We start from the raw sequence: 21684 nt of genomic DNA, 5'->3' as shown, positions 1-21684 counted from the left end.
ATGCCCCGCGCGTGCCGCGTCAGACGCCGCGCATCGACTCCAGCGCGCGGGCACCGCTGACCGGCCCCGTGACGAGGAGGACGTCGTCCGCCACGCCGGCGTCCCGGACGGACGCGGCGACGTCCTGCGCATCGGCGAGGTCGGCGGCGAGCCCGAACACCGTCGGGCCCGACCCGGAGACCGTGCGGGCGAGGGCGCCCGCGGCGTCGAAGGCATCGAGGACGCCGGCGAGCTCCGGGCGCAGCGCGACGGCGGCGTCGGCGAGGTCGTTCGCGACGTAGTCGGCCAGGTCGGCGCTCGACCCACCCACGAGGGCCGCCATGAGCCCGTCCTCGAGCCGCGGCGGCGCGGGGTCCGGCCGCAGCTCGTCGAACCGGGCGTAGACCTCGGGGGTCGGCAGGCCCCACGACTGCGTCGCGAGCACCCAGTGGTGCGTCCCCCGGGCCAGCGCCGGCGCGAGCACGTCGCCACGGCCGGTGCCGACCGCCGTCTGCCCGGTGAGCGCGAACGGCACGTCGGCGCCCAGCTCGGCGGCCAGCTCCGCGAGCTCGTCGCGCGCCAGGCCCGTCCCCCACAGCAGGTCGCACGCGAGGAGGGTCGCGGCCGCGTCGGCCGACCCTCCGCCCATCCCGCCGGAGACCGGCACGTTCTTCGTGACGTGCAGCCGCACGCCCTCTGCCGTCCCGGTCGAGTCGGCGAGGAGACGAGCCGCCCGCACGGCGAGGTTCTCCCCGTCGGTGGGGACGACGTCGGCCTGCCGCCCCGTGACCGTCACCGTCACGTCGTCAGCGAGCTCGGCGACGACGTCCTCGTAGAGCGAGACCGCCTGGAACACCGTCGCAAGGCGGTGGTAGCCGTCCTCACCGGGCGCGCCGCACCGCAGGACGAGGTTGATCTTTCCCGGCGCGCGCACGTGGACCCGCGGCGCGGAGTCGGGCGCGGCGCTCACGGGGCCACCGTGCCAGAGGAGTCCCCGGCCCGCTCGGTGGGAACGCCGCCTGCCCGGAGCCCGGCGCGGACGCTGGCGACGCGCGCGAACGCCTCGACGTCGAGCCGCTCGCCGCGCAGCGTGGGGTCGACGCCCGCCGCGCGCAGGATCGACTCCGCGTCGGACGGCGAACCGGCCCAGCCGGCGAGCGCCGCCCGCAGCGTCTTGCGGCGCTGCGCGAACGCGGCATCCACGCATCCGAACACCTCCGCGCGCAGGTCCTCGGGCGCCGGCGCCGGACGCCGTTCGAGCCGGACGAGCGCGGAGTCGACGTTGGGCACCGGCCAGAAGACGGTGCGGCCGATGCTCCCGGCCCGCGCGGCCGCCGCGTACCAGGCAGCCTTCACCGACGGCACCCCGTACGTCCGTGAGCCGGGCGGGGCAACGAGCCGGTCAGCGACCTCGGCCTGGACCATGACGAGCACCCGGGCGAGCTCGGGGAACCGTTCGAGCATCGTCAGCAGCACCGGCACCGCGACGTTGTACGGGAGGTTCGCGACCATCGCGCTGGGGCGACCGGGCAGCTCGGTGACGTCGAGCGCGTCGGCGGTGATCACCGTGAGGCGGTCCGCGACGTCCGGCGCGTGCTCGGCGATCGTGCCGGGCAGCGCACCCGCGAGCACGGGGTCGATCTCCACAGCGACCACCGTGGCGCCCGCCTCGAGCAGCCCGAGAGTGAGGGAGCCGAGGCCGGGCCCGACCTCGACCACGACGTCGCCCGCCGTCACCCCTGCCGCCCGGACGATGCGCCGCACCGTTCCGGCGTCCGTCACGAAGTTCTGGCCGAGCGTCTTCGTGGGACGGATCCCGAGACCGGCGGCGAGCGCTCGCACGTCCGACGGGCCCAGCAGTCTCACGTCGGGTACGGCGACGCCCGGCCGCCCGACCTCGTCGGGCGACCGGGCGCCGTCGTGCTGCTCGTCCTCACTCACCCGACGAGCGTAGGGCCTCGGGCGATCTCGGACTCGGCCGGTGACGGCCGGCTCAGCTCAGGCTCAGAGCAGCCCCAGCTTGCGTGCGCAGGCCGGCCACTGGCCCCAGCCGGAGCGCTGCTGGAGGATCTGGGCGCGCATCGTCTGCTCCTCGGCAGAGGCGTCCGACGGGAGGCCGGAGCCGCCCACCGACTGCCACGTGCCCAGCGAGAACTGGTACAGGCCGTAGTAGCCGTTGCCGGTGTTCGTCGCGGGGTTGCCGCCGGACTCGCACTGCGCGAGAGCGGCCCAGACGTCGCCGACCGGGACGGTGCCGCCACCGCCACCACCGCCGCCACCCCCGCCGCCAGGAGCGGGTGCGGGAGTCGAGGGCTGGGGCGCCGGGCGGGCGGCCGTGCCGACCGTCACGACCTCGTCGACGGGCCGCTGGCTCACGAACTCGAGCGTCAGCTCCGCCGAGACCTCGACGCCGTCGATCGTCGTCACGGTGTAGCGGCGCTCGATCGCGCCGTCCACGCCCTCGGTGGTCACCCGGGAGGTGCCCTCGTAGTAGTCGTCGCTGGAGACCTCGCTCGAGGAGAACGGGATCGCCTCCGTGGTCACGCGCCGCGTGACGTCCACCCGCGCGATCGTGACGAGCGGCGTGCCGTCCTCGCGTGCCCCGACCTCGACCGTGTCGGCGCGACGGAGCTCGACGCCCGCCTGCTCGAGGACGTCGTGCACCGTGGCGGCGCCGCGCACCAGCACCTCCTGCACCTCGCCGTCGACGGAGATGACGACGCGACCGTCGACGACCAGCGGCAGGTCGAGCTCGGCGCGGGTGCCCGCTCGGGACGCCACCATCGTGACGTCGCGCCCGGACCCGGCCAGGTCGGCGACCGCCTCGCCGGCGTCGAGCGCCGTGGTCCAGACGCTCTGCTCCTCGCCGTCGACGACGACGGCGACCTGCTGCGCGTGCCGCACGACGATCTCGTCGCCCGAGGCCAGGGCGACGTCGAGGGCGGGCTCGACGAGGTCGTGCTCCCCGAGCTCGATCCCCTGCTGCTCGAGGAGACCTTCGACGGAGCCGGCGAACGTCGAGATCGCCACCTGCTCGCCGTCGACGTCGAGGTCGACGGTCTTGTGCGACGTCGCCGCGACGGCTGCGCCGGCGCCGCCGACGAGCACGAACGCGGCCACCGAGGCGACCAGCGGCGTCGCCAGCCGCGGGAAGCGCGCCCGGGCGCGCTGCCACGCGCCACCGAGGCCGGTGGCCGGGGCGGGCTCGCTCGCCACGGGGGCGTCGAAGGTGGGGGCGGCGCCGTCTGCGGCGCCGGGCGCCGCGAAGAGGCTCAGCTGGCCGAGCGGGCGCGCGTCGGTGTTCTCGGGAATCGCCGGGATGTCGCCGCCTGCGTCAGGGGCGTCGGGTTCGGGCAGGTCGTTGTCGCGGGGTGTCGTCACAGTCGTCCAGACGTCGCGGGGCCCGGGCACGAGCGGTGGCAGCCCCTTCACCGCAACGGGCACATACCCTGCGGCACACCGACATCGATCCGGCTGATGCTGGTCCGGCGGCCGGGCACCCCCCGGTCGTCGAACCACGTGGCCCACGGGCCGCCGACGACTGTAACCGATTCGTGACCTATGGTCCAGGCGAGCCGTCTTGACCGCCGGCGATGCGGCGAGGTATGCGGCCCGTCAGTACCAGCCGACGGACTCCGAGTGACCCCAGGCCCCGCACGGCGTGCCGTACCTGCCGGCGATGTAGTTCAGGCCCCACGTGATCTGGGTCGCCGGGTTGGTCTGCCAGTCGGCGCCGGCCGTGGCCATCTTCGAGCCGGGCAGCGACTGCGGGATGCCGTACGCGCCGGAGCTCGGGTTCTGGGCGTACGGGTTCCAGTTGCTCTCGCGCGTCCACAGGGCGTCGAGGCACTGGAACTCGGCGTCGCTCCAGCCACGCGCGGCGACCATCTCGAGGGCGATCGCGCGCGGGTCCGTGCCGTCGTAGACCACCGGGGGCGACGTCGTCCCGCCGGAGCCGCTGCTGCCCGTGCCGACCCGCACGATCTCCGTGACGGGCTCGGTGAGCGTGGCCTGGACCTGGATCTCGCGGCTCTCCTCGACGCCGTCGACGTAGCGCACGCGGTAGGTGGTGCGGGCGAGCCCGTCGGCCCCCTCCTGCACGACCTCGCGGTTCCCGCTCGCGAGACCCGAGTCCTCACGCTCCTCGGTCTCGAACGCCGTCGCCTCCTCGGCCGTCACCGACTCGTACGTGACGCGGACCACCCGCACCTCGCCGCCGTCGACGGGGGCGGACGCCAGCTCGACGGAGACCTCGTCCTCCCAGCCGACGACGATGCCCGCCTGTGCGAGCGCCTCGCCGACGGTGTCCGCCGCCGTGCGCAGCTCGAGGGTCTCGCCGTCGGCGACGATCGTCAGAGCGACGCCTTCGCCGGCCTCGAGGTCGGGGCGCTCGTCACCACGAGAGGCCCACGGCGAGAGGTGGGTGAGGGCGGCGGCGTCGGCGGGGACGTCGTCCGCCGCGAACAGCGCGGACGTGACGTCCTCGGGCGCGACGTCGTCCTGGACGAGCGCGAAGGCACCCGTGCCCCCGACGAGCGCGAGGACGACGGCCCCGTTGACCGCGTGGCGCACACGACGCCGGCCGCGGGCCGCTGTCTGCTCGCGCCGCTGGCGCCGGGTCAGGCGCCGGCCCGGATCGGCGGTGGCGGCGCCGTCGTCGAACACGGCCTCGTCCCGCTCGATCCCTGACGTCACCGGCGCTCCATCCGTCTCCCACGCGGGTCGATCGACCCACGGAGCCTCGACCGTAACCGATCCGTGACCTCAGCGGAAACGTCGACGGCGTCCCGCGCGCTCACCACGGGCCGTACAGCCGGGCGGAGGTCGCCGCCACGGCCGCCGCGACGTCGTCCGCCTCCTCCCGCCTGACCTGCGCGATCATCCGCACGGTGTGCGGCAGCAGGTAGGGGGCGTTCGGACGTCCGCGGTACGGGTGCGGTGTGAGGAACGGCGCATCCGTCTCGACGAGGATCTGGCGCAGCGGCACGCTCGCGACGGCGTCGCGCAGGGCGTCGTTCGCCCGGAACGTGACCGGCCCGGCGAACGAGAGGTACCAGCCCCGCTCCGCGCAGACCCGCGCGAACGCGGCGTCGCCGGAGAAGCAGTGGAAGACGGTGACGTCCGGGGCGCCGTCGGCGTCCAGCACGTCGAGCACGTCCTGGTGCGCGTCGCGGTCGTGGATCTGCAGGGGCAGGCCGAGCTCCTTCGCGAGAGCGATGTGCGCGCGGAACGACTCCCGTTGCGCGGCGCGGCCCGCGTCACCGGCGCGGAAGAAGTCCAGCCCTGTCTCGCCCACGACCCGCACCCGCGCGTCCCGTGCGAGGTCGGCGATCCGGGCGATCGCCTCGTCCAGGCCGACCTCGTGGCGCGGCTGCGGGTCGGGTTCCAGCCCGTCGGGTGCCACCTCGCGGACGCCCGCGTGCAGCACCGCCTCGTTCGGGTGGATCGCGACGCCGGCGACGACGGCCCGGTGCGCGCGCGCGACGTCGACCGACCACGGCGCGGCGTCGAGGTCGCACCCGATCTGGACCAGGGCGTCGACGCCGACGGCCGCCGCGCGGGCGAGCTCGTCCGCGACGGACGGCGCCGCCTCCCCCGCCGGGAGCACGCCGGCGATCGCGTCGAGGTGCGTGTGGTTGTCCACGACGGCCACCCGCAGCGGCCCGGGCGCGGGCGGCCAGCCGCGCTCGCGCGGTCTCGTGCTCACGACGACGTCACGCGGTCCTCACGCCCGCTCGGCGGCGCCGGCGCGCATCCGCTCGAGCTCCTCCTCGACGATCGCGTCGTCGAGCTTCGTGAAGACCGGCGAAGGCTTCTCGATCGGGGTCCCGGCCACGACGGCGGCGCTCTCCCAGGGAGCGAGCGTCTCGCCCCGCACGTAGTCCCCCGTGATGATCGGGTAGCTGCGGCTCGCGTCGTCGAGATCCGTCACCTCGTCCACGCGCGGCTGCGGCGCGAGCGTTCCCGTGCCGCCGAGCGCGGAGTGGATCTCCTGCGCGGCGTGCGGCAGGAACGGGGCGAGGAGCACGTTGCAGTCCGCCACGGCCTGCGTGGCGGTGTGCAGCACGGTGGCGAGCCGGTCGCGGTCGGTCTTCAGCTTCCACGGCTCGGTCTCCGAGACGTACTTGTTGACCTCGCCGACGACCCGCATCGCCTCGGTGACGGCGGCCCGCTGCCGTTGCGTCTCGAGGAGCCGGCCGACCTGCGCGAAGCCGGCGCGCGTCGTCGCCAGCACCGCCTCGTCGACGGCGAGGCGCTCCCCCGGCTCGGGGACGGCACCGAAGTTCTTGTGGACCATCGTCGCGGTCCGGTTGACGAGGTTGCCCCAGCCGGCGACGAGCTCGTCGTTCGTGCGTCGCTTGAACTCCGACCAGGTGAAGTCGGAGTCGGAGCTCTCCGGGCCGGCGACGGCGATGAAGTAGCGCAGGGCGTCGGGCTGGTAGCGGGCGAGCATGTCCCGCACGTAGACGACGACGCCGCGCGACGTCGAGAACTGCTTGCCCTCCGTCGTCAGGAACTCGCTGGAGACCACCTCGGTCGGGAGGTTCAGCTCCCCGTAGATGCCGGGCTCGCCGCCGCGGCTGCCCTTCCCCGCGTAGCCGAGGAGCTCCGCCGGCCAGATCTGCGAGTGGAACGTGATGTTGTCCTTGCCCATGAAGTAGTACGACTGCTGGTCGAGCCCGGGCGTTGGGTTCCACCACGCACGCCACGCCTCGGCGTCCGGCGTGCCAGCGCCGCCGGCGGCGAGCTCCTGGCGGCGCGCCCACTCGATGCTCGCCGAGAGGTAGCCGATGACGGCGTCGAACCACACGTACAGCCGCTTGGCGGGGTTGTCCTCCCAGCCCGGGAGCGGGACCGGGATGCCCCAGTCGATGTCGCGGGTCATGGCCCGGGGACGGAGGTCGTCGAGGAGGTTCAGCGAGAAGTTGAGGACGTTCGGGCGCCAGTGCGTGCGGGTGCGCAACCACGCACCGAGCGCGTCAGCGAGGGCGGGCAGGTCGAGGAAGAAGTGCTGCGTCTCGATGAACGTCGGCTTCTCGCCGTTGATCCGGCTCCGTGGGTTGATGAGGTCGACGGCGTCGAGCTGGTTGCCGCAGTTGTCGCACTGGTCGCCGCGAGCGCCGTCGTAGCCGCAGATCGGACACGTGCCCTCGATGTACCGGTCCGGGAGCGTGCGCCCGGTCGACGGCGAGATGGCGCCCATCGTGGTCTGCTCGACCATGTAGCCGTTCTTGTGGACCGTGCGGAACATCTCCTGCACGACGGCGTAGTGGTTGCGCGTCGTCGTCCGGGTGAACAGGTCGTAGGACAGGCCCAGGTTCGCGAGGTCGTCGACGATGACCCGGTTGTAACGGTCCGTGAGCTCCTGCGGCGTCACCCCCTCCTGCTCGGCGAGCACGAGGATCGGCGTCCCGTGCTCGTCGGTGCCCGACACCATGAGCACGTCGTGGCCCGCCATCCGCATGTACCGGCTGAAGACGTCGGAGGGAACGCCGAACCCGGCGACGTGACCGATGTGCCGCGGGCCGTTCGTGTACGGCCAGGCGACAGCGGAGAGGATGTGGCTCACGGGGCCCGAGTCTAGTGAGCGCCACGATCCCGCTTCGCAGCCGGGCGGCGCCCAGGGTGCGCGTCCGGCTAGCGCTGCGGCGCCGCGGCCGTCCGCGCGACGGAGCCGAGGTACTCCCGCAGCTCGGGGGGCAGCTCCGCCCCGGCGAGCGCCTCCAGCGCGGACCGCAGCAGGTCGTCGATGAGCTGTTCCACGAGGTCCAGCGCCCCGCTGCGCACGAGGACCGTGCGCATCGCCTCGATCTCGGCGGCGCCCGGTGCCGGAAGGGCCAGCAGGGCGTCCAGCTCGGCCGCGTGGTCGGTGTGGCGCGCGTAGGCGACGAGGGCGGTGACCTTGCCGCCGCGAAGGTCGCTCGAGGTGCTCTTGCCCGTCACCAGCTCGTCCCCGAACGTGCCCAGCACGTCGTCGCGCAGCTGGTAGGCGGCGCCGACGGCTCGACCGACGTCGGCGAGCGCCGCCCGCGCGCCCGGGGCCGCCCCGGCGAGGATCGCCCCCGCCACGAGCGGCGCCTCGCACGAGTAGGCGGCCGTCTTCCAGCTCGTCATCCGCAGGACGTCGGGCAGCCGGGGAACCTCGACGCGCGCGGCGTAGGCGACGTCGGCCACCTCGCCGGCCACCGTCCGCACGAGGCACCTGTCGACGAGCTCGAGCAGCTCACGACGCGGCTCGGCCGGGACGTCGGCCGTCGCGACGGCATGGAGCGCGGCGTGGATGAGGACGTCGCCGGCGAGCACGGCCGCCGCCGTCCCCCACTCGTGCGCGGGAGACGACCCGACGCCGTCCGTGTGCGCGGCCTCGGCGAGCTCGGCGATGAGATTCGGTCGGCCCCGGCGGACGAGATCACCGTCGATGACGTCGTCGTGCAGGAGGAACGCCGCGTGCAGGAGCTCGAACGCGGCGGCCACCTGCACCGCCGCGCCGCCGTCGGGATCGCCCTCCTCGTGACCGGGGCCGGCGTCGTCGCGCAGCCCGTGGAACGCCGCGAGCACCAGCGCAGGGCGCACGCGCTTCCCGCCGCGACAGGCCTCGCGCACGGCACGCCACCAGCTCCCGACCGCTGCGCCGCCGTCGGACGTCAGCGCCGCCCGCTCGGCGAGGGCACCGTCCAGGTGAGCCTCGACCGCCGCGAGATCCACCGACCCGGTCAACGAGGGCGCCGCCGCCGTCACGAGCGACCACCCGCCGACGCGCCGACGTCGACCCTCCCGCCCAGGAGCTCCAGCTCCCGCGCCTGGAGCACGAGCCACGGGCTGAACGCCCACGGCGCGAGCCGGATCGCCTCGCCGAGCTCCGTGGGCTCGGCCCAGGTCACCTCCATCACCTCGGCGGGGTCCGGGCGCAGGTCGCCCTCGAGCCGTGCGACGTACACCGGGCAGACCTCGTTCTCGACCACGCCGGAGGCGTCCACCGCGCGATAGCGGAACTCCGGCAGCACGAGTCGTAGGCCCCCGAGATGCGCCCCGAGCTCCTCACGGGCGCGCCGGACCACCGCGTCGCCCACGCGCTCACCCGGACGGGGGTGCCCGCAGACGGCGTTGGTCCAGACGCCGGGCCACGTCCGCTTGCCCAGCGCGCGCCGGGTCACGAGCACGCGCCCCGCGGCGTCCTGGACGTGGCACGAGAAGGCCAGATGGAGCGGGGTCGCCGCACCGTGCACCGCGCTCCGAGGAGCCGACCCCGAGGGTGCGCCGGTCGCGTCGAGGAGGACGACGTCGTCGTCTGTGGCCACGTGGCATCCCATCTATCTAACTGAGCGAGTTAGTAGACAAGTATGCATTTAGCCGACTGGCTACGCTACCGACATGGCTGACGGCCGCCGCGACGACATCCCTCCCTCCGCCCTGCTCGATCCGCGTGTGATCGACCCAGGGCAGGAGGTCGTGAGCCATGCCGGGATGGACGAGGCCGAGATCACCCAGGTCGTCCGCGTGCTGACGGCGATCCGCGGCTGGCGGGAGACCGAGCAGCGGATCAGCCTCGCCTCGCGTGACCACATGAAGCTCGGCGAGACGGACATGCGCGCCCTGCGCTTCCTCGTCGCCGCGAAGAACCAGGGCATCGCCGTGACGCCCGGGATGCTGGCCGAGCACCTCAACATCTCGTCGGCGGCGACCACGAAGCTGCTGGACCGCCTCTCGGCCGCCGGCCACGTGGAGCGGGGCCCGCACCCGACCGACCGGCGCGCGCTCGTCGTCACCATCACGCAGAGCACGCACGAACAGGTCCGCGACACGGTCGGGCGCACCCACGCCCGGCGGTTCGAGGCCGCGGCACGCCTCACTCCCGACGAGCGGGAGACGGTCGTCCGGTTCCTGCGCGACCTCAGCGGCGACGATCCCCCGACGACCGCGGACGCACCCGACGCGGGTCCGGACCAGCACGGCGCACAGCCGCCTTCGTCACCGACCCGCTGAGCCCTCGGCCATCGCGTGGGCTCCCACGCGTCCCTCCCGCCCAGACCCGCGCTCGCCGACCCGGCCCGGCCACCAGAACCGCTCGCCGAGAACCCCGGCCAGGGCCGGGACGAGCAGCGTGCGGACCACGAGCGTGTCGAGCAGCACGCCGACGCACACGATGATCCCGATCTGCAGCAGCGCGATCACGGGCAGCACGCCCAGGACGGCGAACACGGCGGCGAGCAGGATTCCGGCGCTCGTGATCACGCCACCGGTGGAGCTCACCGCGCGGATCATGCCCTCCCGCGTGCCGCTCGCGCGCGCCTCCTCGCGCGCCCGCGTGACGAGGAAGATGTTGTAGTCCACCCCGAGCGCCACGAGGAACAGGAACGCGTAGAGCACGACTGTCGTGTCGAACGCCGGGATGTCCAGGACGTACCGGAACACGAGGCTCCCCAGGCCCATGCTCCCGACGTACGTGAGCAGCACCGTCGCGATGAGCAGCACCGGCGCGACGAGCGCGCGCAGGAGCACCACGAGGATCAGGAAGACGATGCCGAAGATCACCGGGATCACGGTGCGCTGGTCGCGCTCCGCCGTCGTCGTCGTGTCGAGCGCCGTGGCGTCGGGACCGCCGACGAGAGAGTCCGACGTCGGCTCCGGCGCCCCTGCATAGGCCTCGCGCAGGTCGGTGATCACCGCGAACGCCTCGTCGCTCTGGGGTGCGGCGTCGACGGCGAGCGTGATCTGCGTCCACCCGTCGGCACTCTCTCCGGGAGCTGGGTCGATGACGCCGGGAACGGACTCGGCGACGGCGAGGGCGTCGTCGGCCGCGGCGTCGGGTGCGAGAACCGTCGTGCGAGACGTCGTGCCGGGCGAGAAGTTCTCCTCGATGACCTCCTGGCCCTGCACGGACTCCGGGTCGCCGACGAGCTGCTGCGTCTGCGACAGCCCGACGCTCGACCCGACGAGGCCAAGACCCAGGACCGCCACTCCGAGTCCGGCGACCGTGGCCACGAGCGCGGGCCGGCGCGCGACGGACCGTGCGATGCGGTCCCACACGCCGCCCTTCTCGTCGGCGCCGTCGACGACCCGGGGGACGAACGGCCAGAACAGCCCGCGCCCGCACACGACGAGCGCCGCCGGGAGCACGGTGAGGGCGAAGAGCATGGCGACCGCGATGCCGATCGCGCAGGTGACGCCCAGCGCCCTCGTCCCCCCGAGGTCCGCCAGCATCAGGGCGAGCAGGCTGAGGATGACGGTGCTCCCGCTCGCCAGGATCGCCGGCCCGGCGCGCCGGACGGCGACCCCCATGGCCTCGAAGCGGTCGTCGGTGCGGTGCAGCTCCTCGCGGTAGCGCGCGACGAGCAGGAGCGCGTAGTTCGTGCCTGCCCCGAAGACCAGCACCGAGAGGATCCCGCCGATCGAGGCGTCCACAATGAACCCGAGCGCCTCTGCCGCGGCGACGGCGCCGACGCGCGCGATGCCGTCGGCGGTCCCGACGACGGCGAGCGGCACGAGCCAGAGGACCGGGCTGCGGTAGGTGACGATGAGGAGCAGGGCCACGATGCTCGCGGTGATGACGAGCAGGCGGACGTCAGCTCCGGCGAAGGCGTTCGTGATGTCGTCCTGGAATCCGACGGCACCCGTGAGGTAGACGTCGACACCCTCCGGAACGCCGTCCGAGGCCGTCGTCCGGAGCTCGTCCGCTGTCCCGGAGAGGTCCTCCTCCACGGCCGCGGCCTCGAGCGGGACGGCGACGAGCGCGGCCGTGGAGTCCTCGGACGGCTGCGGGACGACAGCCTGGGGCGTCGTCGAGAGGTCGGCGAGGGCGGCAGCGCGGTCGACCAGGAGGCCCTCGTCGAGGGGGGTCGTCGCTCGAGTAGACGACGACGGCGACGGTCGTCTCGGCTGACGGGAAGCCTTCGAGAAGCTCGGCTACCCGGGCGGACTCCACGTCCTCCGGGAGTCCGGACTCGGGGTACGCCTCTGACTCCGACGCCGGGGTGAGAGCGAACACCGCCCCGGTCAGCAGCAGTCCGGCGACGATGACGAGCCAGCTGGCGCGAGCTCCGCTGACGAGACGCGCGATGAGAGCCACAGAAATCCTTCGCTTCGTTACTTGCACACCAGGTTAGAGAGGAGCCTAGCTGGTTCGGGGGCTCTGCCGCGACGCGGTCGGAGGAGCAAGCATGCCCTTTCGTGACGGCGCGTCGCACGGGATGATGGTCGGCACCCGCGGCACGTCGGCGTGCCGCGACGGCCCGGCCGGAGGCGAGGGTGCAGGCCAGATCCGGAGCGGACGCCGACGACGACCGGCGCCGCGTGCAGGACCTCTGCGCGCGGTTCACCGTTCCCGCGGCACATCTCGCCGGGCCCGACTGGCTCGTCCTCAACCTCCTCGAGGACTCGTTCCTCGGGCCCGACGTCGTCGACGGCGTGGAGCAGCAGGAGACGCTCGGCGTGCGGCGCTGCTACGAGGCGATGCTCGTGCCCGGCGTCATCGCCGTGGAGACGATGTTCGCCGTCGCTGCGCACCGGATCGGAGTCGTGTTCCTGCTCCGGCAGCACCTTGCCGACGCCCTGACGCGCCGCGCCGGCGAGACGCTGCTCAACGCGGTGAGCGGCACCGTCGTCGACCATGCGTGGGAGCTCGCCGAGGGCGCGGAGCTCGACGTCGGCGACTCGCCGCAGCGGCGCGCCGTCGCCCGGGTCGACGGGTGTGCCGCGTTCGTCAGCACACGCGAGGGAGCGCTGGCCATCGTGGCGGGGCCGGACGACCTCACGGACGTGGTCGAGGTCGCGTGGGCGCCAGCGGCACCGATCCTCGGGGCGCCGTGACGCGATCGCGCTCAAGGCCCGAGGTCGACGGCGGCGATCCGGTCGTCCCCGGCGCGCGGGTCGCCGCGGCCGTCCGTGTTGTTCGTGACGAGCCAGAGCGTGTCGGGGTCGACGGCCAGCACGTGCCGGAGCCGACCCAGCTCCGAGGTGAGGAGCTCCCGCGGCGGACCCACGCCGTCGTCGTCGGCCCCCGTGAAGGGAAGGAACCACAGGCGTTCGCCACGCAGCGCGGCGACCCACACCCCGTGGGCGGTGACGGCGAGACCGCTCGGTGAGGCGTCGGACGTCGGCCACGTCACCACCGGGTCGACGAATCCTCGGTCGGTGCCCCCGCCGCCCTCGACCTCGGGCCAGCCGTAGTTGCCGCCGGGCTCGATGCGGTTCACCTCGTCGAGCGCGTTCTGGCCGAACTCGCTGGCGTACATGACGCCGCCGTCGGTCCACCCGATGCCCTGGACGTTGCGATGCCCGTAGCTCCACACGCGGGTGTCGAACGGGTTGCCCGGCGCGGCGGCGCCGTCGTGCGTGACGCGCAGGATCTTGCCGCCGAGGGAGTCGAGGTCCTGCGCGTTCGGGCGGATCTGCGCGTCGCCGGTGGTGACGTACAGGAAGCCGTCCGGGCCGAACGCGAGGCGGCCGCCGTTGTGGGTCGAGTCGGCCGGGATGCCGTCGACGATCGTGGTGAGGTCGGTGAGAGCGTCGCCGTCGAGCCGGGCGCGCACGACCCGGTTCTCGTCGGTGGCCGTGAGGTAGAGGAAGACGTCGGTCGGATCGTCGGGGGCGACGGCGATCCCGAGGAGGCCGGCCTCGCTGCGCGGGGCGACGCCGGGGACCGTGCCGTCCGGGCCGCCGGCGTCGAGGCGGGTCATGGTGCCGTCGGCAGCGAGGCGCACCACGCGGGCCTCGTCGCGCAGCGTGACGAGGGCGTCGCCGCCGGGCAGGAGCGCGACTCCCCACGGGGCGTCGAGGCCGGTGACGACGTCGACGGGCGTGCCGACGTCGCCCACGGGCGGCGGCGCCTCGGCAGTGGTCGACGGCGGCTCTGCTTGCGACGTCGTGGCCTCCGGGGTCACCGGGTCGCCGCCCGGGCCGGGCGCGAGGGGGCCGCACGCGGTGAGCGCGACGGCGATCAGGGCGGAGCTGACGACGGCGCGGCGTCGCCTGCCGAAGGCCCCGGCGCGTCCGCGCCGGTCACGCCGCACGTCGACGAGCCGCGCACCACCCATGCCCCAGGCTCTCCCATGACGGTGCTGCCCGCATCGGGTCGCCGCTCCGCGCCTCCTGCGGCTCGGCGGGCGAGGCGTCAGAGGGCGCCGACCCACCACTCGGACCCCAGCGTGAGGCCCGCCGCCCTCAGCGCCTCGCGTCGCGGCTCGTCCAGGTGCGCCGTCACGACCACGACCTGCACGGCCCCGCGCGCCCGCGCCTCGGTTGTCACCGCTCGCAGCAGGTCCACGCCCACCGTCGGCCACTCCCCGTCGTCAGCGACAGCGAAGTCGTCCACGAGGCACGCCGGACCGCCCGGCGCGTACACCGGCGGTGGCGGCACGAGGGTCCCCACCGCGAACCCGGCCACCTCCTGGCCGCGCCGAGCCACGCGGACGATCGCGCCGTCGTCGGCCGCCACGAGCGACGCCAGGAACGGCTCGTGCCGCTCGCGGGCGTCGGGCGCCGGGTTCCAGAACCGCGGCTGGTAGGTCGCGTACCGCGCTCGACGCCGCTCGGCGAGGTCGGCCATCGCGGGGACGTCGTCGGCGCTCGCCGGAGTGATCTGGAGGCTCATCCCGCTACCCGGCCGGATCGACGACGGGTGCCGACAGGCGCAGCAGGGCCATGTCGGTCGTGCCCGGCTCGAGACCCTCGTCCACGAAGCCGGCGCGCTCCGCCACGCGACGGGTCGCCGCGTTCGCCGGCCGGGTCCGCACCACGAGGTCGAGACCGGGTGCGACCGTCGGCGCCATCCGTACCGCCGTGTTGATCACCCGCCTGGCGAGGCCGCGGCCCTGCGTGGCCGGCGCGAACCGCACGTACACGTTGAGCACCTGCTCGCCGGCCATCAGGTAGTGCTGCAGGCCGCCGAGACCGGCGTGCACCCTCGTCCCGTCGTCCGGCGCCTCCTCGGCCCTGGTCCCGGGAACCCCGTCCGGCCACCAGTCCAGCGGGACGAGCACCGCCCAGTACCCGAACCCGTGACGCGCCCAGTGCCGGAGCATCGGCTCGAGGAACCGTCGCGAGTGGGCGAGGTCGCGGTGCGTCTCGTGGGGGTCGAGCGCGTACACCCGCGGATCGCCGTGCACGGCGAGCACACCGGGGGCGTCGGCGGCGCGCACCCGCCGCAGCAGGACGCCGTCGCCGGCGTCGACCCGCTGCCATCCCCCGTCGCTCACGCGTCCAGCCTGCCGCACCACCGCCCGCTCAGCGCACCACGACCTGCCCGAGCTCCTGCGTGCAGCGCGTCAGGGCGACGTAGAGGCCGTTCCACCCCCGCGGCTGCGCGGCGATGCCGTCCGGGTCGACGACGAGCGCGGCGTCCCACTCCAGCCCCTTCGCCTCGAGAGCCGTGAGCACCGGGACGCCGTCGAGGGCGCGGCGCAGCTCCAAGGCCCGGGACGCCGGTGCGACGACGCCCACGCGCCCGCCGGCGTACCGCTCGGCGAGCTCGCCCGCCCGCGCCGCGACGACGTCGACCAGCGCATCCTCACGCGCCTGGACCTGCCACGGCTCCCGCCCGGAGGACCGGACGGCCCGCGGCGGCGCGGTGGCGCTGCCGGCGGCACGCAGCACCGGCTCGACGAGCGCCATCACCTCGCGCGGGGTGCGGTAGCAGATCGTGAGGTCGGCGCGCCGGCACCGCTCGCCGAGCACCGCCACGGCCTCGACCCAGGTGGTGTGCCGGTGCGGCGCCTCGGCCTGGTCGATGTCGCCCACGGCGGTGATCGACCGGGTCGGGCAGCGGCGCAGGACCATGTGCCACTGCATCGCGGACAGCTCCTGGGCCTCGTCGACGACGACGTGGCCGTACGCCCAGTCGCGGCGCGCGGCGGCGGTGTCCGCCAGGAACTCGCCCTGCTCGTCCGGCTCCGCCACGTCCCCGAGCAGGTCAGCGACGGCGTCGAGCAGCGCGACGTCCCCGGCGGACCAGCCACCGGGCTCCGCCGCGACGGCGCGCCGCTCCGCGTCGCTGAGGCCGCGGACGAGCTCGCCGAGCAGGGCCTCGTCGTGCAGGAACCGGGCGAGCGTGCGACCGGCGTCCAGCGTCGGCCACCACACCGCCAGGGCCGCCGCGACGGCGCGGTCCTCGCCCAGGCGCTCGCGCAGCTCGTCGACGTCGTCGTCCGACATCACGCCGTCGACCTCCGACCCCGTCACGCCGCTGCGTGCGCCGCGGTCGTCGGCGCGGGCGAGCTGGGCATCCAGCCGGCCCAGCACGTCCTCGAACCCCTCCTCCGCCTGAGCGAGCAGCTGCGCACTCCGGTCGGCGACGGCGTCGGCGAGCAGGCCGAGCACCGTCTCGACGACGTGCCGGCGCGCGGCGTGATACGGCTGCCCTCCGCTGCGGGCGGCACGCAGCGCCGCACCGATCTGGGCCTCCGGGAGGACGTACGTCTCGCCGTCGAACGTCAGCGAGAGGTCACCGGCCTCGGGCACGAGCTGCTCGACGTACGCCGTCAGCGCGCCCTGCCACACGGCCCGACCCTTGATCTCGGCGAGCTCCCGGGACTCCGCGCGCTCGACCCGGACGCCGGCGAGCAGGGTCTCGCAGGTCGCGGACACGACGGCGGTCTCCCCGAGCGCCGGAAGCACCTGCCCGATGTAGTCGAGGAACCGCCGGGACGGCCCGAGCACGAGGACACCGCGCTCGGCGAGCTGGGGCTGCGTGAACAGCAGGTAGGCGACCCGGTGCAGCGCGACCACCGTCTTGCCGGTGCCGGGTCCTCCCTGGACGACGAGCGGGCCCTCCGCGCCCGCCCGCACGATCGCGTCCTGCTCCCGCTGGAGGGTGGCGACGGCGGTCCCCATCCGTCCCGTGCGCCGCTCGTCGAGCGCGGCGAGCAGCGCACCCTCGCCCACGAGGTCGCCGCCGTCGGCGCCTGCCGCACCGGCGAGCTCCTCGTCGTCGACCGCGACCACGCGAGCACCCTCGGTGCGGATGTGCCGGCGGCGGGTGAGTCCCTGCGGGTCGAGCGGAGTGGCGGTGTAGAACGCGTGCGCCGCGGGGGCGCGCCAGTCGACGACGAGCGGCTCGTCGTCGTCCACGCCCGGCAGCCCGACCCGGCCGATGCGGCGCGAGGTCCCGTCGAGCCCGTCGAGCCGGCCGAACACGAGTCCGCGCTCGCCGCCGGCGAGCTCGGCCCGGCGCCTGCGCAGCACGGCGTGGCGAGCTCGCTCCGTCGCATCACGCGACGAGGCGTGGGTCAGCTCGCCGTCGAGGCGGATCAGCAGCTGCCGGTGGCGGTCGGCGGCGCGGTCCAGGAACGACTGCTCCTCGGCGACGGCGCGGGTGGTCGTGGTGTGCTCGGGGCGCACGGAACCTCATTTCGTACGTTGTACGGCGGGCGGCAGGAAGCACCAACGCCCGGCCGACCGCGGTTGTTCCCGGCGCTGCCTACGCGTGCCGCGCGACGATGGCGAGCTCGGCGGCGAGCCGGTCGACGTCGTCGTCGTCGTGATACACGCCGAACCCGAGGCGCAGCCGTTCCCCGCGCCGGTCGGCGACGACGCCGCGCGCCGCCAGCGCCGCCTCCACCTCGGGCGCGCGGTCGGTGCGGAACGTGAGGAAGTGGCCGCGATCGGGCACCTGGCGCCCCGGGACGAGGCTCGTGACCGGCAGGGCGGCGAGCGGCTCGGCGTCGAGCGCCGCGAGGAGCCTCGTCTGGAGCGCGCCGACGTGGGCATGGATCGCCGGCACGTCGACGCCGAGCCCGTCCAGCCAGCGCTGCACCGCGTTGAACCGGAACAGCCCGGACGGGTCGGTGGTCGAGCCGGCGAGCCGACCGGCGTCGGCCGGGTACCCGACCCGCCCGTCCCCGGCGTCGGCCAGGGCGCCGAACGCCGCGAACCACCCGGTGTCCACCGGCCGGGTCGCGTACCCGGCGGGCGCGTGGGCGAAGCACGCCCCCTCGCCGGCCATCGCGTACTTGTACCCGCCGGCGAGGTAGAAGGCGCGGGAGGCGATCGCGCCGAGGTCGGTGGGCACGGCCATGAACGCGTGGTACCCGTCGACGACGACGAGCGCGTCCGGGCTCGGCACCGCGTCCACGAGCTGGGCGAGGTCGGGCACCACGTACCCGGAGTCGAAGAACACGTGGCTGACGAGCACCAGGCCGTGCTCCGGGCGCATGGCGGCGACGAACCGCTCCGGGAACGTCGCGAAGGACTCGGCCGGGACGCGGTCCACGTGCGCGACGCCGGCCTCCTCCCACCGCGCGAGCTGTCGCGCGGCGCTGTGGAACTCCGCGTCCGTCGTGAGCACGCGGAACGGGCGCGGAAGGGCCGAGGTGATGCGGACGAGCAGCTCGTGGGTGTTCGGGGCGAACGCCACGGTGGCGGGGTCGCGCAGGCCCAGCCTGCGCGCCACGTGCCCCTGCGCCTCCGGGACCACGGTGCGCAGGATCGTGTCCCACTTGTCGTCCAGCTGCGCGGCCGCCAGGTCCCAGGCCGCCAGGTGCGCGTCGCGGGTGACGTCGGGCCACGGATGGTGGCTGTGCGCCGCGACGTGCAGCCGATCGTCGGACGCGAGGGCGCGCCCGAAGTGGGCCTTGAGCGCCGCCGCGCCGCCCGTCATCCCGCCTCGCTCGCGAATCGCAGCTGGTGCGCGACGGCGTCGGGCAGCGCGGGCAGCGCGGAGCGGGGCAGGAGGAACGTCGGCAGGTCGAACAGGTCACCGAAGACGCGGTGCCGCCGCGCGGCCGCCGCCAGGTACGCGTGCCCCGACGTCCCGCCGGTGCCGGTCCGACCCCCGATCATCCGGTGCACCATGAGGGCGTGCCGCTGCCGCCACGTCGTGAAGCCCTCGTCGATCTCGACCAGGGCGGTGAGCAGGCGGAACGGCAGCTGGAACAGCGGCTCGTCCCGGTACAGGCTGAGGAGCAGCGCCGCGAGGAAGGCGTCCTGCGACAGGTGCCGCTGCCCCCGGCTCCGCAGCTCCTCGTACCGCTCGGCGTCGAACAGCGTGGCGAACTCGTCGGCGGTCCGGTCCAGCGCCTCGAGCTGCTCGGCGCGGCCCGCGTCGGTGAGGCTCGCCAGCTGCCGGACCGTGGCACGCTCGCCGTCCAGCATCGCCTCGACCGACCCGGCGTAGGAGGACCAGAAGTCGAACGTCCCGAACCGCAGGTACGGGGTGCGGGAGAGCCAGCGATCCACGCACGTGCGCAGGGACGGCGCAGCCTCGGAGTCCGCGAGCAGTGCCGCGTGCTCCGCAGAGAGCACCGCCGTGTAGGGCGCGCCGTGGATCTGCAGCCGGCGTGCCGCGTCCAGCCCGAGCCGGTTCTCGATGAGCCGGAACTGCACGCTCTGGAAGCCGGAGGCCGGCACGAGGGCGTCGCGGAAGTCCAGGAAGTCCAGCGGTGTCATCGTCTCCAGCACGGTGAGCTGCTCGAGCAGGAGCCGCTGGATCGCGACGACCCGGCGGAGGCGATCGACCACCCGGCCCATCTCCTTCGCCGGCACGACGTCGGCGCTGAAGATGGCGACCACCTCGTCGAGCTCGTGGAGGATCTGCTTGAACCACAGCTCGTACGCCTGGTGCACGACGATGAAGAGCAGCTCGTCGTGCGCCGGCTCGCCGTCGAGGTCGCTCCGGGGCTGCTGGGCGCTCAGCAGGGCGTCGAGGCCCAGGTAGTCCCAGTAGTACAGCGCCCCGGCCTCCGCCGAGGGTCGCCTCTCAGTCATCGCATCCGCCTGTTCGTGCCGTGGTCGGCCCCCGTCATGGCGAGGTTAGGGCACGTCGACGGCGCTCAGGCATCGAGGCGCGTGAGTCCCCGCCGCAGCTGCCGCACCGCCTGACCGATCCGCTGCTCGTTCTCGATGAGCGCGAACCGGACGTGCCCGTCGCCGCCGGGGCCGAAGCCGACCCCGGGCGAGACGGCGACGTCGCACTCGTTGACGAGCAGCCGCGCGAAGTCGATCGAGCCCAGGTCGCGGTAGGGCTCGGGGATGCGCGCCCAGGCGAACATCGTGCCGCGGGGGCGGTGGATGTCCCACCCGATGCGCGCCAGGCCGTCGACGAGAGCGTTGCGCCGCGACTCGTACACGGCGCTCAGCTCGGCCGGGTAGTCCTGCGCCTCGTTGAGCGTGACCGTCGCGGCGATCTGGATCGGCTGGAAGGTGCCGTAGTCGAGGTAGCTCTTCAGCTGGGCGAGCGCAGCGATGACGTCGGAGCGCCCCACCATGAACGCCACCCGCCAGCCCGCCATCGAGAACGACTTCGTCATCGAGTACAGCTCGACGGCGACCTCGTCGCCGCCCTCGCACTGCATGATCGACGGCGGGGTCCAGCCGTCGAAGCACATGTCCGCGTAGGCCAGGTCGTGCACGAGCACGACGTCCCGCTCCCGGGCCCAGTCCACGAGCCGCTGCAGGTCGGCGAGCTCCACGGTCGTCGTCGTCGGGTTGTGCGGGAAGGAGAGGACGACGACGCGCGGCTTCGGCCAGCCGTAGTCCCAGGCCTCCATGACGCGGTCGACGTACCCGGCGCCGTCGTCGCCGTCCCCGATCGGCACCTGGCGCGCGTCCGCCCCGGCGAAGTAGGGACCCCAGATGTGGATCGGGTAGCTCGGCGTCGGCACGATGGCCGCGTCGCCGGACTGCAGCAGCACCCACATGAGGTGGCTGAAGCCCTCCTTCGCCCCGATCGTGGAGATGACCTGGGTGCCCGGATCGAGCACGACGCCGAACCGACGCAGGTACAGGGACGCGACGGCCTCGCGCAGCTTGGGGATCCCGCGCGAGGAGGAGTACCGGTGGTTGCGCGTGTTGTGCGCGGCCTCGGCGAGCTTCTCGACGGCGATCTCCGGGCTCGGGAGGTCGGGGTTGCCGAAGCCGAGGTCGACCACGTCGCGGCCGGCTCGACGCGCCTCGAGCTTCAGGCTGTCGATGATCGTGAAGACGTAGGGCGGCAGCCCCTCGATGCGCCGGAACTCCATGCGGGTGCACGGTACTCGCGCCGCGGGGCGTGCGCGGCAGCGGTCCGCGCCTCGGCGTACCGTGGCGGCATGACAGCGGCCACGCATCGCGCCCTGCTCGTGGTCGACGTGCAGCCGACGTTCTGCGAGGGCGGGGCGCTCGCCGTCGAGGGCGGGAACGCCGTCGCCGAGCGCATCGCCACCTTCGCCCGCACGCACCGCGAGCGGTACGGCGTCGTCGCGACCACGCAGGACTGGCACGTCGACCCCGGTGAGCACTTCTCGGAGACGCCGGACTTCGTCGACACGTGGCCGCCGCACGGCGTCGCCGGCACGGCCGAGGCGGAGCTGCACCCGGCGCTCGCCGACCTCGCCCCCGACGTCAGCGTGAAGAAGGGCGCGTACGCCGCCGCGTACTCGGGTTTCGAGGGGGTCGACGACGCCGGTCGGCCGCTCGCGGAGCTGCTCGCCGAGTCGGGGGTCACGTCGGTCGAGGTGGTCGGGATCGCTGAGTCGCACTGCGTGAAGCAGACGGCGCTCGACGCGCGGCGGCTCGGGCTCGACGTGACGGTCGTGTCCGATCTGACGGTGCCCGTGGACGAGGAGCAGGGCCGGCGGGCTCGCGAGGAGCTGGTGCTCGCCGGCGTCGTGCTCAAGCCCGCCGCCGTGCTCTGACGCCCCTCGTTCCGCGAGAGGCCTCCGCGCCTCCGTGCCTCTCGGCGGGCCCACCGTGCGGATCCTCCCCCGAACCCTGCCCTCCAGAGGACCGACCACA

The 21684-nt window shown here is 74.2% G+C and carries 19 protein-coding genes; 3 read left to right on the top strand and 16 right to left on the bottom strand.

Features of this window, described 5'->3' with window-relative positions; translation table 11 throughout:
- Positions 1–19 precede the first annotated feature (19 nt).
- The 8 genes from BCAV_RS04910 to idi all read right to left on the bottom strand — a co-directional run bounded on the left by BCAV_RS04910 (position 20) and on the right by idi (position 9290).
- Positions 20–949 (bottom strand): 4-(cytidine 5'-diphospho)-2-C-methyl-D-erythritol kinase, encoded by a 930-nt coding sequence (locus tag BCAV_RS04910; RefSeq protein WP_012726017.1) that lies wholly within the window; start codon positions 947–949, stop codon positions 20–22.
- Positions 946–1845, bottom strand: coding sequence for a 16S rRNA (adenine(1518)-N(6)/adenine(1519)-N(6))-dimethyltransferase RsmA (gene rsmA, locus BCAV_RS04905; protein ID WP_050761812.1), 900 nt, complete (start codon positions 1843–1845; stop codon positions 946–948). The genes BCAV_RS04910 and rsmA overlap by 4 nt, the downstream gene beginning before the upstream one ends.
- A gap of 138 nt (positions 1846–1983) precedes the next feature.
- The gene (locus BCAV_RS23510; RefSeq protein ID WP_050761645.1) at positions 1984–3411 is read right to left on the bottom strand and encodes a resuscitation-promoting factor; all 1428 of its coding nucleotides are present in this window, start codon (positions 3409–3411) and stop codon (positions 1984–1986) included.
- A 183-nt stretch (positions 3412–3594) separates the two neighbouring features.
- Positions 3595–4674: a resuscitation-promoting factor gene (locus BCAV_RS04895; RefSeq protein ID WP_012726014.1), complete on the bottom strand. Its 1080-nt coding sequence runs from the start codon at positions 4672–4674 to the stop codon at positions 3595–3597.
- A 100-nt stretch (positions 4675–4774) separates the two neighbouring features.
- The gene (locus BCAV_RS04890) at positions 4775–5686 is read right to left on the bottom strand and encodes a TatD family hydrolase (RefSeq protein ID WP_012726013.1); all 912 of its coding nucleotides are present in this window, start codon (positions 5684–5686) and stop codon (positions 4775–4777) included.
- 18 nt (positions 5687–5704) lie between these two features.
- Positions 5705–7549 (bottom strand): methionine--tRNA ligase, encoded by a 1845-nt coding sequence (metG, locus tag BCAV_RS04885; RefSeq protein WP_012726012.1) that lies wholly within the window; start codon positions 7547–7549, stop codon positions 5705–5707.
- Positions 7550–7617: 68 nt separating this feature from the next.
- On the bottom strand, positions 7618–8697 hold the full coding sequence (locus tag BCAV_RS04880; protein WP_187292850.1) for a polyprenyl synthetase family protein: 1080 nt from the start codon (positions 8695–8697) through the stop codon (positions 7618–7620).
- A gap of 17 nt (positions 8698–8714) precedes the next feature.
- On the bottom strand, positions 8715–9290 hold the full coding sequence (gene idi, locus BCAV_RS04875) for an isopentenyl-diphosphate Delta-isomerase (RefSeq protein WP_012726010.1): 576 nt from the start codon (positions 9288–9290) through the stop codon (positions 8715–8717).
- A gap of 61 nt (positions 9291–9351) precedes the next feature.
- Between idi and BCAV_RS04870 the strand changes: the two genes are divergently transcribed.
- Complete coding sequence (locus BCAV_RS04870) at positions 9352–9963, top strand: MarR family winged helix-turn-helix transcriptional regulator (RefSeq protein WP_012726009.1); 612 nt, start codon at positions 9352–9354, stop codon at positions 9961–9963.
- Here the strand turns inward: BCAV_RS04870 and BCAV_RS04865 are convergent.
- Complete coding sequence (locus BCAV_RS04865; RefSeq protein WP_083769952.1) at positions 9949–11796, bottom strand: MMPL family transporter; 1848 nt, start codon at positions 11794–11796, stop codon at positions 9949–9951. The two genes, BCAV_RS04870 and BCAV_RS04865, sit on opposite strands and share 15 nt — an antisense overlap.
- 429 nt (positions 11797–12225) lie before the next feature.
- On the opposite strand from BCAV_RS04865, the gene BCAV_RS04860 reads away from it, so the two are divergent.
- Positions 12226–12786 (top strand): hypothetical protein, encoded by a 561-nt coding sequence (locus tag BCAV_RS04860; protein WP_012726007.1) that lies wholly within the window; start codon positions 12226–12228, stop codon positions 12784–12786.
- A gap of 11 nt (positions 12787–12797) precedes the next feature.
- On the opposite strand, the gene BCAV_RS04855 is transcribed toward BCAV_RS04860, so the two are convergent.
- The 7 genes from BCAV_RS04855 to BCAV_RS04825 all read right to left on the bottom strand — a co-directional run bounded on the left by BCAV_RS04855 (position 12798) and on the right by BCAV_RS04825 (position 20930).
- A complete protein-coding gene (locus BCAV_RS04855) occupies positions 12798–14012 on the bottom strand; it encodes a PQQ-dependent sugar dehydrogenase (protein WP_012726006.1) in 1215 nt (404 codons plus the stop codon).
- A gap of 77 nt (positions 14013–14089) precedes the next feature.
- A complete protein-coding gene (locus tag BCAV_RS04850; RefSeq protein WP_012726005.1) occupies positions 14090–14569 on the bottom strand; it encodes a GNAT family N-acetyltransferase in 480 nt (159 codons plus the stop codon).
- Between the two features lie 4 nt (positions 14570–14573).
- Positions 14574–15173: a GNAT family N-acetyltransferase gene (locus BCAV_RS04845; RefSeq protein WP_012726004.1), complete on the bottom strand. Its 600-nt coding sequence runs from the start codon at positions 15171–15173 to the stop codon at positions 14574–14576.
- A 28-nt stretch (positions 15174–15201) separates the two neighbouring features.
- Positions 15202–17313 (bottom strand): HelD family protein, encoded by a 2112-nt coding sequence (locus tag BCAV_RS04840; protein WP_012726003.1) that lies wholly within the window; start codon positions 17311–17313, stop codon positions 15202–15204.
- Between the two features lie 79 nt (positions 17314–17392).
- Positions 17393–18571 carry an aminotransferase class V-fold PLP-dependent enzyme gene (locus BCAV_RS04835; RefSeq protein ID WP_012726002.1) on the bottom strand — a complete coding sequence of 393 codons (1179 nt, stop codon included), beginning with the start codon at positions 18569–18571 and terminating at the stop codon, positions 17393–17395.
- Positions 18568–19677 (bottom strand): tryptophan 2,3-dioxygenase family protein, encoded by a 1110-nt coding sequence (locus tag BCAV_RS04830; RefSeq protein WP_012726001.1) that lies wholly within the window; start codon positions 19675–19677, stop codon positions 18568–18570. Before BCAV_RS04830 ends, BCAV_RS04835 begins: the two co-directional genes overlap by 4 nt.
- A 65-nt stretch (positions 19678–19742) precedes the next feature.
- Complete coding sequence (locus BCAV_RS04825) at positions 19743–20930, bottom strand: aminotransferase class I/II-fold pyridoxal phosphate-dependent enzyme (protein ID WP_012726000.1); 1188 nt, start codon at positions 20928–20930, stop codon at positions 19743–19745.
- Positions 20931–20999: 69 nt separating this feature from the next.
- Between BCAV_RS04825 and BCAV_RS04820 the strand changes: the two genes are divergently transcribed.
- A complete protein-coding gene (locus tag BCAV_RS04820) occupies positions 21000–21584 on the top strand; it encodes an isochorismatase family protein (RefSeq protein ID WP_012725999.1) in 585 nt (194 codons plus the stop codon).
- The last annotated feature ends 100 nt before the right edge of the window (positions 21585–21684 follow it).

The organism is Beutenbergia cavernae DSM 12333 (assembly GCF_000023105.1).
Taxonomy (GTDB): Bacteria; Actinomycetota; Actinomycetes; order Actinomycetales; family Beutenbergiaceae; genus Beutenbergia; species Beutenbergia cavernae.
This window is presented reverse-complemented; position numbering and strand designations above follow the sequence as displayed.